The following is a 15,797-nucleotide window of genomic DNA, read 5'->3' on the forward strand; positions in this document are numbered from 1 at the left end:
CGACAAGTCAGATAAGCGAATCAGTGAATAAGTAGAGAGGCGGTTATATGGCGATATATGTAGATTTTGTGCAGATAAAATTCAAAGGCCATAAGTGGTGCCATATGCTGGCGGATAGCTTGCAAGAGCTGCATGATTTTGCGGCATTTATTGATGTGGATGCACGCCTATTTCATCGTAACGCTAGCTATCCTCATTATGATATCACGGTTCAAATGCGTGAAATCGCTATTGCACAAGGTGCTATTCCTGCCAATAGAAAAAAGATTATCGAGTGTGCAAAGAAATTAAAAATAGAGTTGAATGACCAGATAGAGCAATCTAGTCATTCTTAATATGAGGGATTTTCAAGTAAATAAGTAATGTTTCAATTGCCTGTTCACTTATTTATTCAACTATACCAAACACATTATTTTGCTATTGCTACAGTACTGATAGCGTTAAGTGCTTTTGAGATATTAGCAATCTCAGTATCGCAACCTTTTATATTGTGGCGTGTCTTGAGGTAGTCAGGGTTGTTATATGACAGCCATACTCTTTTATCAGCATCTTCGCTAATTAAGATTTTTTGCGGCAAATCAATGGCAACGGTTTGCTCACAGTTCATTAATGGCGTACCCGCTTTAGGGTTGCCAAACATAACGACTTGCGTTGGTCTCAATGATAAGTCGGCACTCTGTGCATTTTTCTGATGATCGACTCGTGCAAATACTTTCATACCCTTGCTTTCGATAACTGAAACCAGTTTGTCTGCGGTATCTTGGACGGAGTGATTGCTCTGTAAAGTTACCAAGCCTTTTTCGGCATTGATAGAGGTTGTGGTGTCTGTCATAGCACCAGTGCTATTGGTTTTATCCAACAGCGTATCGATACTGGCACAAGAGGAAACGGCCACTGCTAGCGCAGTGATAGAGACGATTTTAATCATAATTACACCTTTAAGTTATCTGTAGTATGGTCAGTCCTAACTATAATGAGCAACATCGAATATTCATTGTGCGTAATCAGGTTTGTGATTGCAATACGTCTTAACAGAACGTTAAACCAAATGTTCTACCAGATAATCTACGAGTAGCCTAATCTTTGGTGATAAATGACGGTTATGCGGATAAATGGCCCAAATGCTTTCTTCGGGCTCTCTATAGTCATCAAGTAAACTGACCAACTTGCCGGACGCTAAGTACTTTTGCACATAGTAATCAGGTAGCTGTACGATACCTAACCCTTTTAGCGCAGCATCGACCAGACTATAGCCGCTATTATATTGCACCGTACCAGAGACACGCAGGTTCCTTTCTACGCTCGTTTGTTGGTTGTCCGTCTTATCATTAGTATCGCTATTCTCTTTTGCTTTAGCAGTATCTATAAAGTGCCAATAATCACGAGTACCCAATAGGCAGTTATGTTGACTTAAATCACTCAGTTGGTGTGGTACGCCGTGTTTTTTTAGATAAGAGGGCGCAGCGCAGACAAAGTTAGTACGCAGGCTAAGTTTCTTTGCCATCATCGTCGAGTCATGCAATTTGCCAATACGAATGGCCAAATCATAACCCCCTTCAATCAAGTCTATTTTCTGATTACTCAAAAAGGCAGTCACTTCGATATCGTGATATTGCATCATAAAATCATTGATGAGTGGTAATAACTGCTGCTCACCATAAGTAACGGGCGCTGTTAGTTTTATCCTGCCTTGGGGCTTTGATTGTAAGTTGCTTACGGCTTGCTCAGCAGCATCCAAGCCATCGAGCACACTGCGGCAGTGCTGATAGAATACACGTCCTTCTTCGGTTAATGAGACCTTGCGTGTGGTTCGATATAGCAGCTTTATATTTAAACGTTTCTCTAACGCGCTAATTTGGCGGCTGACTTGTGCCGTCGAGATACCCAGCTCTTTTGCACCACGTGTAAAGCTCTCATATTCTGCGACATACACAAACTCACTAATCCCTTCCCAACGCATGATTATTACCAATATGTAAAAGATATTTGCAAATATAGCATATTGTTATCCGCTCAGAAATAAATATAATGGTTAGTATCAATGTAAACAGATGGTGTTTTACTGTCATCGATGCTTGCCTATAGAGGGCAGGCGAGATAAGCTCAGTCTATCTTCATTTGTTTTAACTGTGGATATAGTGACTGCTAAAATCCATAAGATGCGCTAGCAAACTTTCAAAAATGCTTGTACTTATAACAAAACTGTTATGTCGTCACCCATAAATAACAATCAATTAAAAAGAGAGATTTTTATGTCAGATAAATTTATTAAATCAAAAGCCGCCATCGCGTGGGGTCCAAAGCAGCCACTATCTATCGAAGAAGTGGACATCATGCTACCGCGCAAAGGCGAGGTATTGGTAAAAATCGTTGCCAGTGGTGTTTGTCACACAGATGCTTTTACCTTATCTGGTGAAGACCCAGAAGGCGTATTCCCTGCGATTTTGGGTCATGAAGGCGGCGGTATCGTTGAGCAAGTTGGCGAAGGCGTGACCAGTGTTCAGGTCGGCGATCATGTCATTCCGTTGTACACGGCAGAATGCGGCGTTTGTAAAATGTGCCGCTCAGGTAAAACCAATCTTTGCTCGGCAGTACGCGAGACTCAAGGCAAAGGCTTGATGCCAGATGGTACTACACGTTTTTATAAAGACGGCGAACCGATCTACCATTATATGGGTTGCTCAACTTTCTCTGAATACACAGTTTTACCAGAGATTTCTTTGGCTAAAGTCAATAAAGAAGCGCCATTAGAGGAAGTCTGCTTGCTTGGTTGCGGCGTAACTACCGGCATGGGCGCAGTCATGAATACTGCAAAAGTTGAAGAGGGCGCTACAGTGGCTATCTTTGGTCTGGGCGGTATTGGTCTGTCAGCGGTCATCGGTGCTGCCATGGCAAAAGCCAGCCGTATCATCGCGATTGATATCAATGAAAGCAAGTTTGAGTTGGCCAAAAAGCTAGGGGCAACTGACTGTATCAACCCGAAAGATTACGACAAGCCGATTCAAGAAGTGATCGTTGAGCTAACCGATGGCGGTGTTGATTATTCGTTTGAATGTATCGGTAATGTCGATGTTATGCGTTCAGCGCTAGAGTGCTGCCACAAAGGTTGGGGCGAGTCGGTCATTATCGGTGTGGCTGGCGCTGGACAAGAAATCTCAACCCGTCCATTCCAGTTAGTGACTGGTCGAGTCTGGAAAGGCTCAGCATTTGGCGGTGTAAAAGGTCGTACAGAACTACCAGGTTATGTCGAGCGTTATCTAGCGGGTGAGATTCCTTTACAGGACTTCATCACTCATACGATGCCAATAGAAGACGTCAACGAAGCGTTTGACTTGATGCACAAAGGCGAAAGTATCCGTACAGTTGTACACTTCTCAGAGTAATCAATGATGGCAGCAACGACATTATTGTCTTAGAAATGCTTTGTTAAAAATAAAAAGGCTGCTTCGATATTGAGGCAGCCTTTTTTAATATTATTTCCACACATAGCTTAGTGATTGAAAGTCTCAAGCACTCTTTTTGCTAATGATTTGATCCGCTAGTGTCGATAAATCCGATGCGGTCAAATCAGGAACTGGTACATTTGGCGCGTTTAGCATTGCATTATAGGGACGGGTCAAAAATGCACCGCGACAACCTGCCGCTTGTGCACCTATAGTATCCCAGAGGTGACAGGCAACAAGACATAAGTCTGACGTATCAACAGCTAGCGTATCAGCCACCAATTGATAAGTATCAGGTGCTGGCTTGAACTTGCCAACAGTCTCAATACTGAAGTGCTGCTCAAAGTACTGACTGAGACCTGCTTTTTCTAATGGCGTTGGGGATGCACTGCTTGCTGAATTGGTCAGCGTAACCAGTCGAAACCCTGCATCACGCAAACGAGTCAGTGCTGGTGCAGCATCAGGATGAGCCGGCAACGCGCTCATTCTTTCTTTGAACTCATTGATGTCGGCGTCTGTCAAAGTCACTTGTCTGATATCAGCAACCATTTGCAGAGCACCAACGCCAAGTTCACCAAAAGGCGTATAGAGGCCAGACAATGTCATAGTTTGCGAGTACAGTACTAGCTGAGCGAACCATTCTCTCAGCACTCTTTGCTTACCAAAGACGCGCATGAATAAAGGCGTTAGCGTGTCGATATCGAGCAATGTTTCATTGACGTCGAACACAATAATCGAGGGAAAGCGTTCAGAAGACATAAAGTATCCTTTTATTATATTACTAAAAACACTACAGTATTGGCTTAAAAATTTTAGTATCAAACTGACTCGTAATAAACCACTGACAAAAATACTTGATGGTCCAGTACTGAAAAGTATCAAACAGTACCTTGAGCATTATGTGTATGAACCTAGTGAGTGTTTTAACTATAGGAAGTTAGGCGCTGATTCGAACTTAAAGCTTGTTAGTTGACATCAGTCAAAAAAGACCTTGGAACATTCAGAATGATGTCTAGTAAAAAGAGGTAAACATCTAAAAAACTTAACGACAACATCGCTCAAGGATTTCCTATTGTATGTAGATTTGAAAGTGGCTTCGAGCGTGAGAATATTTGTTGTTGCGGATACAACCAATCGATAGCCGTTGCACTAAGTGCGATAACTAACAGGCAAAAAAAAAGTGCCAAGGCTATTAGTATTCTTTATGGAAAAAAGCTGCTTGCATGAATTGCTTCGAGAAGAATACCAATGACAATATAATTTAAGGCTGGTGGAAGTGAACGCTAGTTCAGATACCTTGACCAAGTGTGTGATTATAATGAATAACGCTAGTTTTTATAACCGTGTACAAAAACCACTCTATAGGCACGGTAAAATGCTTTTATTTTCACTATTTTATAACCCTGATTTCAACTCTATAAATAGAAAATAAACGTCAGCAAAGTTTCTGTGCCAAGGTTAGATTGAGAATAGCTTAGCTAAATTTTTTATGATACAGATTGTATCGGTTTTATAAAGACTGAATTATAACATACTCAAAAAATCATTACAGTAATTAAGCAACATATTCAGTTGGCTTCTGATACCTCGTACAAGATAAGATTGCATTAGGGAAAATAGGATGCTGCGTTACTAAAGATTTTGGTGTTAGCACTAAAATAGTCTAAGGCTGGAAAGAATATTCCAAAGAAAAATTATTACTGTAATGCTAGCAAGATTGGTAATAAAGCATTAGAAAAAATGTCGTTAGTTATCCCGATGCTTATAAATATGAGAGATAACAATGGTTTAACTGCATCTAAGAAAGCACAGGAAAAACCTTCAAGCGTCTTGTTGTCGCTCAAAAAAAGCTACACGAAAGCTGATAAGACTAGGTTGCTAGTGTTAATAAATATCAATCAGCTCTTTGCTGTGGGATTATACGATAACAATATCTTTTACAGCTGGGTAGTACAACTTTCACTGCCACAGCTGCATAACGGTAGATTTATCGTTATGGATAATGCAATTTTCCATAACGGATGAGATATTTAGCAAGTTATTGAACAAGAAGGTCATGATATTCTATAGTTGTCATCTTATAGCTGTGATTTAAACCCTATCAAATGGACATGGGCTTGGTTCACACAAGAACGTAAGAAGTGACGTATAGGTTGTATTGAAACGCTGTTTTCATATGGAGATTTATCTGTGATAGTTGTTAAGTTCGTTAGCTATATATTAATTTTGATAAAAAAGGAACTGAAATGAATTCAATAAAGAAATTGCCGAAGCTTATTTTTCTAACAGATAGTCATGGAATGTATTTTTTAAATTCAATTAAAAAAAATTTATTAAAGCCATTCGTAGGTGATGTTTGCATTGCTCATGGTGCTACAATTTCAGGATTGAAAAACCCCAATTCATTTACAGCTGCATCAAAAACATATAAAGATTTTTTAGTAAATAAACCTAAAAATAGTTATATATTTATGCATTTAGGCGAGGTCGACTGCGGTATTTTGATGTGGCTAAAAGCTAAAAAAAACGGAAGTGATATAAAGTCAGAATGTACAAAAACAATAGATATATATATGAATTTTATTAGTGAGCTAAAACTAGAAGGATTTAACAATATTATTGTTACATCAGCAACTTTACCAACTATAAGTGATGATGATCATGTAGGTGAGATAATATCTTTAAGAAGACGTCAGGTTGATGCTAACTTTAAAGAGCGCACAGAGCTCACATTGTATTTTAATAAAGAGCTTGAAAAATACTGCATGTTGAAAAATATTGATTTTATCGATCCTACAATAGATTTTATAAACAGTAATACTAAATTTACCCATGTCAAATATAGAAATAAAAAGCGTGGAGATCACCATATGGATAAAAATATGGCAGCTGTCATCTGGGCAAAATATTTGAGAAGTTATTTATTTACAAGGTTTGATGTGAATGTTCAGTCTATAATCAAAATAGCGCAACAAAATACATTTGTGAAAAAATTGAATATTATCGCAAAAGAATTACCTGATGAGATGTTTTTAGAGATTGACAAAGGTGCAATTGTTGAAATTGAGGTTCTAGAAGAAATAGGAAATGCATTGCTTTTAAATCGGATGTTAGTTAACAATATTGTTTTAGATTCTGATTTTAAATTTATACACGCTCCACACTTTATCTGATAAATTTCATATAAGACGTGTTATTTACCTAAATGTAAATAACCAAGCGACCTGATTTTTATGAACCTCTGTGCAATAAGGACACGGCCTAAATCTATAAAAAATGCTACTCCTATCATTGGAATAGCATTTTCTATGAAGTAAGAACTTATTAACATTAAAGACGAGTATCAGAAGACATAAAGCATCCTTTTATAGAGTGACATTTTTATAACGTCAGGTGGTTTACTCAGTCATATTGGCCAATTGCTCTAAGATACTGATGTAGTTCTCGACCCCTTGCGCACCGCTGACCAGATGACGCTCATTAAAGATAATCGCTGGTACACTTTGGATGCCTTGCTGTTGCCAATGCTGCTCTTCTGCTCGTACTTCTTTTGCAAAAAATTGACCTTCTAACACTGCCAATGATTCACTACGATCAAGCCCAGTCTCTGCTGCAATATCGGCAAGCACATTGATATCTGAGATATCTCTGTTGTTGGTGAAATGCGCGGCAAACAAGGCTTGCTTTAGCTCATGCATGCGGCCTTGTTGATCAGCGAAATGTAGTAGCTGATGCAAGTTAAAGGTGTTGTGCATACGTGTGTCATCATTGAAATTAAATTCAAAGCCAACTTCCTGTCCAGCTTCAGTCATTCTGACTCGACTAGCATCTGATTCTTGTTTAGTAGAGCCGTACTTCTCGATAATATGCTCACGTAGGTTTTGACCTTCGCTTGGCATATTTGGGTTTAGCTCAAACGGATGCCAGTGGATAGTATAAGAAGTATTGGTTTGCTCAAGTGCTGCTGCTAATTGGCGATAGCCGATGACGCACCAAGGGCAGACGACGTCTGAGACGATATCTATTCGGAGTGGTTTTTCTGATGTGCTCATATTTCCTCGCGGGTATTATTATGTATGTTTTATTTGAGATGTATAGATAGAGGCATATCAGTTGGAATCAAGCAGATATACCTAGTTATCAGACAATTATAACTAGTTACCATATATCAAGTCAGTTCATACTAAGAGAATGACTAAGTGATTACAATGTAGTCTGCGCAGTCGGTGTCGCCAATTCGGTAGCGTAATTGTAACCATTACTAATAAGAAAGTAGGCGTTTTTGCAATACGCTGACTCAGTCATAACAAAACCTACGAATACTTAACCAAGCAAGCATGGTCATAAAATAGCTTTTTATTTAAAGTGGTTTCGTTGAAATGATAATCGAAGAAGAAAAATTCTAAGAAAGAATAAAAAACTAATATCAATAACGGAGTCACAGATGAAAAATATCACTGAAGCAATGAACTGGCGCTATAGCACAAAAGAATTTGATATCAATAAGAAAATCTCAGCAGAAGACTTCCAAAGTCTAAAGGATATTCTACGCCTCAGTCCTTCGAGTACCAACATTCAGCCTTGGCATTTTGTCATTGCTGATGATGAAGCTGGTAAAGCCCGAATCGCAAAAGGCACGGAGGGCATGTACGAGTTCAACGATGCCAAAGTAAAAGGTGCCTCGCACGTTATTGTATTCTGTAGCCGTGTCTATGCTGATGATGAGTTTTTGGATGACATCTTAGAGAAAGAAGATGCAGATGGTCGTTTCGCAGAGCCAAAATTTAAAGAGCAAATGCATCAGACGCGTAAAATGTTTTTGGACATTCGTCGTTATGAGCAAAAGGACGAGCCACATTGGTTGATAGAGCAATTGTATCTCAATATGGGCGCTTTGCTACTAGGGGCTGCAACCTTAGGTATTGATGCGGTGCCGATGGAAGGGGCGGATTTGAAAGCACTTGATGAAGAGTTTGATTTACGTAGTAAAGGCTACACCGCTGTGGCAGTCATATCACTTGGTTATCGTAGTAAAGATGACTTTAACGCTGAGCTGCCAAAATCACGTTTTGATGAAGAAACAATTATCACGAAAGCCTAGCCAGTTATTATCTAAGCAAAGAACATTTTTAATAGACATATCTACTAAATACTATACGTAAAAAGTCTATCTAAGAGCCTCATAAACTAACTGTTTATGGGGCTTTTTTTAGCCAGATTTTCTTTGAAATAACGTTAAAAACTGAGGATAAAAAACATACCACCTATTAGCAGCGCTAACATTTCGACACTATCGCAGATTAGAAACTACACTGCAATCCCTACAAAGTAAAAACAAAACAACTTTTTTCATACGTCATAATAAATTTATTGACGCTGTCATTTTGAAGCGTATTTCACCATTTTATTATATTCATCTGCCAGCGAGAAGCCAGCATGTCTACTTTGACCTTAACAATAAATAAGCAAGATTATCAGCTTGAAAATCTTGACGCTCGTACGACACTGCTCGACGTCTGTCGTCAGCACCTACAAATTACTGGACCCAAAAAAGGCTGCGACCATGGTCAATGCGGGGCTTGTACCATGCTCATCAATGGACGACGGGTCAATTCCTGTCTGACACTCGCTGTTATGCATGATGGTGATGACATCACAACAATTGAAGGCATTGGAATGCCAAAGTCATTATCGGCATTGCAGCAAGCATTTAAGGATAATGACGCTTTTCAGTGCGGGTATTGCACGCCTGGTCAGATTTGCTCAGCGACCGCATTGATAGAAGAAGTAAAGCAAAACTGGCCAAGCCATGTGAGCACCGACTTGAAAAATCCTGATGGTCGCCTTGTACAAGAAATTGCTGAGCGCATGAGCGGTAATATCTGCCGCTGCTCAGCTTATCCAAATATCATTAAAGCCATTTCACAAGTGCTTGAGAGTCAGGTATCGGAGAGTCAAGTACCAGAGCCTAGTAGTCAAATAGCGGACAACGCAGTGCAAAACTCAAGCGTGACAGGTATCTGGTCACCGCCACCGAGCGAGGCGCAACTTGGTAAGACCTCAGCGAATAACAAGACAGCAACTGCTATAACAGGAGGCCGCTCATGAAACGCTTTGAATATAGTCGTGCTGATGCACCAGAGCAAGCGGCAATATCTGCCAGTACCAAAGATGCGTCATTTATCGCAGGCGGTACCAACTTACTAGACTTGATGAAATTGGAGATTGAGACGCCAATCAAATTGGTCGATATTACCCGTTTAGAATTAGAGCAAGTTGAAACCACTGCCGAGGGTGGTTTGCGCATCGGTACGCTTGTGACCAATAGTGATTTGGCGGCGCATCCTGAAGTTATTGCAAATTATCCCGTATTATCCCGAGCGATTTTGGCAGGAGCGACTGGACAGCTGCGCAATAAAGCAACGACTGGCGGTAACTTCTTACAGCGCACACGTTGTTATTATTTTTACCAGACAGATAGCGCATGCAACAAGCGTGAACCGGGCACAGGTTGTCCTGCTATCAATGGTGAGAACCGTACGCTAGCTATTTTAGGTACGAGCGATGCCTGTATTGCTCAGCATCCATCTGACATGGCAGTGGCGATGCGCTTGCTGGATGCCACTATCGAGACAGTTAAAGCTGACGGATCGACTCGTTCTATCAATGTAAAGGACTTTTATTGCTTACCAAAAGATATGCCGCATATCGAAAACGTATTAGAGGCAGGCGAGTTAATTACTCATGTTGTATTACCTGCGCCTATCAAAGGTATGCACACCTATGACAAAGTTCGCGATCGCGCCTCTTATGCATTTGCGCTTGTGTCCTGTGCTGCAGTGATAGACGCTAATGATAGCGGCAATCTGAAAACGGTACGATTGGCATTTGGTGGTATCGGTACTGAGCCATGGCGTAACGAGGAAGTTGAATCACTGTTAACGGGTACCGATGGCAACAATGACGTTATCGCGCAAGCTGCCGATCTGTTATTGAATGATGCCAAAGGTAATGGTCAAAATGACTTTAAGATACCGTTGACGCGTCGCCTACTAAAACAAGTCATTCAGCGCGCACTAGCGGGCGAGGGAGCATAATCATGTCATTATTTGAATCAATCACTCAGTCAGAACCGACCAAAAAAATGACCATGGATGAACCTGTTGAGTCTTTATTTAGCACAACAGCGAGTAAACTGGTTGGTAAGCCAATTAATCGTGTTGACGGCTCGTTGAAAGTTAGTGGTCAAGCGCATTATAGTACCGAAATCCATTTAGACAATAAAGCGTACGGTGTCTTGGTCGGTGCGACCATTGCCAAAGGACAAGTCGAAAATATCGATAGCAGTTCTTTAGATGGCATTCCTAATATTATCAAGGTCGTGACAGACTCTAAGCACTTTTTGCGTAATTCTCAGCAAGGCGGATTAAAAAAAGCGCCGAAGCAGGGAGCGACTGAGATTTTTTATCATGGTCAGCCTATTGCAGTGGTCATCGCTGAAACCTTTGAGGCAGCAACGGAAGGAGCGAATGCGCTTAAAGTCACTTATAAAGATGAGACTGATCAGGCGGCATTGAATTTTACCAAAGAGTTGTCCAACGCCCATGCTGTCGATGAAAAAAAAGGCTCTGACAAAAATTATGTCCAAGGCGATCCTGAGCAAGGATTGGCTGATGCTGAGGTAACACTTGATCGCTTTTATCATACGCCAAGTCAAAATAGCTCTGCGATGGAGCCACATGCAACATTGGCGCATTGGGAAGGTGAGAAACTCGTTCTTTACACGGCCAATCAAATGCTTGCGTCTTGTAAGCAGCAAGTGATGGATGCGCTAAATTTAAACAAAGATCAAGTTCAGTTGATCGCGCACTATGTCGGTGGTGGGTTTGGTAGCAAGCTCGGTATTGCACCTGAATCTATTGCCGCTGCTATTGCGTCAAAAGAGCTTGGTCGTCCAATATTGATTACCATGACCCGTCCACAGGTGATGGAAGCGACAGTCAGACGATCAAACACTCGTCAGCGCATTGCAATCGGCTGTGACAAAGATGGCGTTATTGATACGTTGATTCACGATACCATTTCTAGTAATTTGCCAGACGAAGCGTTCTTTGAGCCAACTGCCTTGTCTACGCACTATCTATACAATGGTAAAAATCGCCGTGTAAATTACGAAATGGTTGATATGAACCAAGTGCTATCAGGCTCTATGCGTGCGCCTGGTGAAGCGGTCGGTATGATTGCTGTTGAATGTGCAATGGATGAATTGGCTGCGCAGTTAGGCCTTGATCCTATAGAGCTGCGCCGCCGTAATGAACCCGAAAAAGACCCTAGTAAAGACATTCCATTTTCGACGCGCCAGCTGATTGCGTGTATGGAGCAAGGTGCTGAGCAGTTCGGTTGGAGTCAGCGTAACGCAAAGCCTGCCAGTCAGTTAGAAGGCGACTGGTGGATAGGGACGGGCATGGCTGCTGCGGCACGTGGCAACCAACTGCAATCTTCTGAGGCACGCGCCACCTTGCAAGTAGACACATCAAAAGAACTCGGTGTCAAAGCCATTATAGAGACAGACATGACGGATATCGGTACAGGGTCTTATACTGTGTTCTCTCAAATAGCTGCAGATTTATTGGGTCTGCCCATTGACCATATAGAGATGAAACTGGGTGATAGTGCCCTTCCGCCTGCATCAGGTTCTGGTGGTAGCTGGGGCGCTGCAAGTGCAGGGAGTGGTGTTTATCTTGCCTGTGAACAGTTGCGTGAAATGCTAGCAGAAAAAGTGGGTCTATACCCTGATACGATTCAGCTAGATAATGGTCACATTAAGCAAGTAGGTAAGCACGATCTGACAGCGATAGAGGCAACCAAAGAAAACGGTCAAGCGTTCGCGGATAGCACTATTGATAAAATATCTGAAACGACAGGAATTTCACTATCAGAGAATGTATTAAAAAAACAGTCATCGTCAGAAAAATATGATTTTGACAATATAGAATCATACACGCTTGCTGACGTGATCGCAGGCTATGAGGAGCAAAAAGTCAGCGCCAAAGGCCAGATAAAGCCAGGTAAGAATGGTAAGAAGTATCGTCAGTCTTCTTTTGGTGCAAACTTCGCTGAAGTAGCCGTGCATAAAGTCACTGGTGAGATTCGTGTAAAACGCATGACAGGCGCATTTGCCGCAGGTCGTATTCTTAACCATAAGACAGCGACTTCACAATGCTATGGCGGCATGGTATTTGGTATTGGCTCAGCGTTGATGGAAGAGGTCATTCATGATAAACGTGACGGTCGCCTATGTAACCATGACCTTGCTGAATATCATGTGCCAGTCAATGCTGATGTACCGCAGTTAGATGTGATATTGGTCGAAGAGGATGACCCTTATACCAACCCGATGCATATCAAAGGTATTGGTGAGACGGCCATTGCCGGTGCTGCCGCCGCGATTGCTAACGCTGTCTACAATGCCGTCGGCGTACGTGTTTATGATTTTCCGATTACGCTTGATAAATTGCTTTACGAGATGCCAGAGTAATTTTTTAAGCCATATGTACGACAGGAACCCGCTTAATGAGCGGGTTTTTATAACTCAATCAGCAGTATATCTCGTCATTATCAAGAAAATAACTACCAAATAAGAGGCGTTATGAATCAGGTCGCTGACATTCTTAAGCTGGCAATCAAAGCTAAGCAACAAGGTATTGATGCTGTATTGGCAACGGTCGTACGTACTGAAGGCTCAGCATATCGCCGTGCTGGCGCGATGATGCTCATCTGTGAGGATGGTCGCTCAGTTGGGATGATTAGTGGTGGCTGCTTGGAGCCGCACATCATCAAACGTGCCTTTTGGCTTACTCGTAACGGTGCCAATGTGCAAGTTTATCAGACGGGTGATGATATTAAATATGCTGACGATGGCCAAGCGCAAGCAGGCGTGAAGCAAACTAAGTCTGATATATATAATGGGTCGGATAACGGTTTAGATGACAGTTTAAATAGCGATTTAGATGGCGGTTTAGATGAAGCGGACTTTGATGAGCTAAATTTTGGATTGGGCTGTAATGGGCGAGTGCATGTATTATTTGAGCGACTAACGACAGCAACGCCATTGCTAGAGATAATCCGTAATGTTCGACGTACTCAGCAGCCGATTACTGTAGCGACTTTAATTCGTGCTAACGACTATCAGCATCGAGGTTCTATATCGCAAGACAGGGATAACTTGCAAATAGGGATGCGGATTAATTTAGATGAACATCGCAGTTTGGGAAGTGTTTCTGCACTAGGGAAAACAGCTCTTTCAAGCATAATTGCCAATACTGTAGAAGAATTAGCAGAATATAAGCTGTCTGATAAAAATACCGAATATGTGACGGTGGAAAACGGTAAGGTAACAACAGAGTGGCTTGTGCAGCGCCTGCAACCACAATTGCGTCTATTGATTTGCGGCGCAGGTAACGATGTGATGCCACTAGTGACCATGGCTAAACTACAAGATTGGCATGTGACAGTTATAGATAGCCGCGCACAATATGCAACTCGTATGCGGTTTCCTCAAGCGGATGCTGTGATGTCGCTACCATTAGATGACAGTGAGACTTTGCTGGAGCTTAGTAACAGCGCAGCCGTTGCTCTGATGTCACACAGCTTGAGTCAAGATCGCGCTCGCTTAGCGACATTACTAAAGCATTCAAATAATTATAAATACTTAGGACAATTAGGGCCGCGCTATCGTACCGAACGTTTAATTAATGAGATTAGCATAAACCTTAGCAATCCTACTATGTTAGAAGCTGGCATTCATAAATTGCATTATCCGATTGGTTATAAGTTGGGTGGAGATGGCCCTGAGGCACTTGCGCTTGGCATCATGGCAGAGATTAATGCGGTCATGCACAATCAAGACGCTCCAGTAAATGGTTCATATGACAATGTTTCAAATATCCCAGTGGTGAGTAACCATACGGATGCCAATATTGTCCAGAGTGGCGTATGAGCAAGCGTGCATTTACAGAAGGTGCTGAACATACAGAAAGTACTGAACGACAGAGCCAAAACCATGCGGTCATTATCTTGGCAAGTGGCCTCAGTCAGCGTCTCGGTCAACCCAAGCAGCTGCTTATTAAGAATGGCGAGCCATTGATTATTTATATGACTCGACTGGCAATAACTACCAATCCGAAAGCTATTGTCATTGTCATTCCTGATAACCATCATTTGATTGCTAGTGCGATTACAGCGTTGGCCAATCAATATCCAACGGTTCAGATAGTGGTGAACTCACAAGCTGATACCGGTATGGCGCATAGTTTAAGTCTGGGTATTGAGACAATTGCTGCTCTTGAATCGACTTTAATCGAACGAGTGCTCATCATGGGAGTCGATCAAGTATTATTAGATGAGCCACATTTAACTGCTTTGCTAGCGGGTAAGCAGACGGTAGTGGCCAGTCGCTATCACAATTGGCAACGTTTAGAAACACATCAAAATCAAGCTGAAAAGGTATCTGATATCATAGGTCTACCTTTAGCAATCAATTATAAACTGCTTATACAATGGCAGTCAGACTTGACAGGAGATAAAGGGCTTCGTCACCTAATTAGAGAATTGCCCGCTGATCAAATAGGTGAGGTCAATAATGACCAACTTAGCTACGATATTGACACACCGGAGCAGCTAGCTTATGCGAAACAACAAGGCTGGCTTGATAGCTAACCTGATTAATTTAATTGATTTTGAACAGTATTCCTTCTGAACAACGAAATGCGAGAGAATAAAATTATACATACGATAGAAACTGAACGACTGTACCTACGACAATGGCAAGCGAGCGACTTTGCGCCATTCGCTGAGATGAATGCTAACTCTAAAGTAATGGAATACTTTCCTAAGCTATTAACTACTTCCATGAGTAATACTATCGCCAAAAAATGCCAGTCGCTGATTGATGATAATGGGTGGGGGTTTTGGGCGGTGAGTCTAAAAGAGACAGATACCTTTATCGGTATGGTTGGGTTAAATAACGCGCATGCCGATATGCCATTCTCTCCTGCTGTCGAGATTGCTTGGCGCTTACATAATGACTATTGGGGATTAGGGTATGCGACAGAGGCGGCAAGGGCTTCATTAAATTTTGCGTTTGATATTTTAGCACTTAGCGAAGTGGTTGCCTTTACGGCCGTTATCAATAAGCGCTCACAATTAGTTATGGAGCGCCTTGGTATGACCAATACACAGGAGGATTTTTTTCACCCTATGCTTGACCGCGATCATCGACTTGCTGAGCATGTGCTGTACAAAATAACTCGGCAGCAATGGCAGGATACTGTGCTCACTTAATTGCATTGACGG

At 41.7% G+C, this 15,797-nt stretch carries 14 protein-coding genes; 10 read left to right on the forward strand and 4 right to left on the reverse strand.

All coding sequences use genetic code 11. From position 1 onward, the window contains the following. Positions 1 to 47 precede the first annotated feature (47 nt). On the forward strand, positions 48 to 335 hold the full coding sequence (locus ABFV72_RS07120; RefSeq protein WP_347162967.1) for a DUF4031 domain-containing protein: 288 nt from the start codon (positions 48 to 50) through the stop codon (positions 333 to 335). A gap of 74 nt (positions 336 to 409) precedes the next feature. On the opposite strand, the gene ABFV72_RS07125 is transcribed toward ABFV72_RS07120, so the two are convergent. After that, on the reverse strand, positions 410 to 928 hold the full coding sequence (locus tag ABFV72_RS07125; protein WP_347162968.1) for a DUF302 domain-containing protein: 519 nt from the start codon (positions 926 to 928) through the stop codon (positions 410 to 412). Positions 929 to 1,039: 111 nt separating this feature from the next. Next, positions 1,040 to 1,960 carry a LysR family transcriptional regulator gene (locus tag ABFV72_RS07130; protein ID WP_347162969.1) on the reverse strand — a complete coding sequence of 307 codons (921 nt, stop codon included), beginning with the start codon at positions 1,958 to 1,960 and terminating at the stop codon, positions 1,040 to 1,042. Positions 1,961 to 2,252: 292 nt separating this feature from the next. Here ABFV72_RS07130 and ABFV72_RS07135 point away from each other — a divergent pair, with 292 nt between their 5' ends. Beyond that, a complete protein-coding gene (locus ABFV72_RS07135) occupies positions 2,253 to 3,383 on the forward strand; it encodes an S-(hydroxymethyl)glutathione dehydrogenase/class III alcohol dehydrogenase (protein ID WP_347162970.1) in 1,131 nt (376 codons plus the stop codon). A gap of 123 nt (positions 3,384 to 3,506) precedes the next feature. Here the strand turns inward: ABFV72_RS07135 and ABFV72_RS07140 are convergent, their stop codons facing one another. Continuing rightward, on the reverse strand, positions 3,507 to 4,202 hold the full coding sequence (locus ABFV72_RS07140; protein WP_160022018.1) for a haloacid dehalogenase type II: 696 nt from the start codon (positions 4,200 to 4,202) through the stop codon (positions 3,507 to 3,509). 1,487 nt (positions 4,203 to 5,689) lie between these two features. Here ABFV72_RS07140 and ABFV72_RS07145 point away from each other — a divergent pair. Further along, positions 5,690 to 6,616 (forward strand): hypothetical protein, encoded by a 927-nt coding sequence (locus ABFV72_RS07145; protein ID WP_347162971.1) that lies wholly within the window; start codon positions 5,690 to 5,692, stop codon positions 6,614 to 6,616. Between the two features lie 225 nt (positions 6,617 to 6,841). Here the strand turns inward: ABFV72_RS07145 and ABFV72_RS07150 are convergent, their stop codons facing one another. Next, on the reverse strand, positions 6,842 to 7,495 hold the full coding sequence (locus ABFV72_RS07150; protein ID WP_347162972.1) for a DsbA family oxidoreductase: 654 nt from the start codon (positions 7,493 to 7,495) through the stop codon (positions 6,842 to 6,844). Between the two features lie 392 nt (positions 7,496 to 7,887). Between ABFV72_RS07150 and nfsB the strand changes: the two genes are divergently transcribed. The 7 genes from nfsB (at position 7,888) to ABFV72_RS07185 (ending at position 15,785) form a co-directional block, all read left to right on the forward strand. Continuing rightward, entirely contained in the window at positions 7,888 to 8,544 is a 657-nt protein-coding gene (gene nfsB / locus ABFV72_RS07155) for an oxygen-insensitive NAD(P)H nitroreductase (RefSeq protein WP_347162973.1), read from the forward strand. A 335-nt stretch (positions 8,545 to 8,879) separates the two neighbouring features. Then, entirely contained in the window at positions 8,880 to 9,551 is a 672-nt protein-coding gene (locus ABFV72_RS07160; protein WP_347162974.1) for a 2Fe-2S iron-sulfur cluster-binding protein, read from the forward strand. Next, positions 9,548 to 10,540, forward strand: coding sequence for an FAD binding domain-containing protein (locus tag ABFV72_RS07165; RefSeq protein ID WP_347162975.1), 993 nt, complete (start codon positions 9,548 to 9,550; stop codon positions 10,538 to 10,540). The genes ABFV72_RS07160 and ABFV72_RS07165 overlap by 4 nt, the downstream gene beginning before the upstream one ends. 2 nt (positions 10,541 to 10,542) lie before the next feature. Continuing rightward, positions 10,543 to 12,981, forward strand: coding sequence for a xanthine dehydrogenase family protein molybdopterin-binding subunit (locus ABFV72_RS07170; RefSeq protein WP_347162976.1), 2,439 nt, complete (start codon positions 10,543 to 10,545; stop codon positions 12,979 to 12,981). A 111-nt stretch (positions 12,982 to 13,092) separates the two neighbouring features. Further along, positions 13,093 to 14,442 carry an XdhC family protein gene (locus ABFV72_RS07175; protein ID WP_347162977.1) on the forward strand — a complete coding sequence of 450 codons (1,350 nt, stop codon included), beginning with the start codon at positions 13,093 to 13,095 and terminating at the stop codon, positions 14,440 to 14,442. After that, a complete protein-coding gene (locus ABFV72_RS07180) occupies positions 14,439 to 15,161 on the forward strand; it encodes a nucleotidyltransferase family protein (protein WP_347162978.1) in 723 nt (240 codons plus the stop codon). The genes ABFV72_RS07175 and ABFV72_RS07180 overlap by 4 nt, the downstream gene beginning before the upstream one ends. A 48-nt stretch (positions 15,162 to 15,209) precedes the next feature. Beyond that, entirely contained in the window at positions 15,210 to 15,785 is a 576-nt protein-coding gene (locus ABFV72_RS07185; RefSeq protein WP_347162979.1) for a GNAT family N-acetyltransferase, read from the forward strand. Positions 15,786 to 15,797: the final 12 nt, after the last annotated feature.

This window comes from Psychrobacter proteolyticus (assembly GCF_039762275.1).
Lineage (GTDB): Bacteria > Pseudomonadota > Gammaproteobacteria > Pseudomonadales > Moraxellaceae > Psychrobacter > Psychrobacter proteolyticus_C.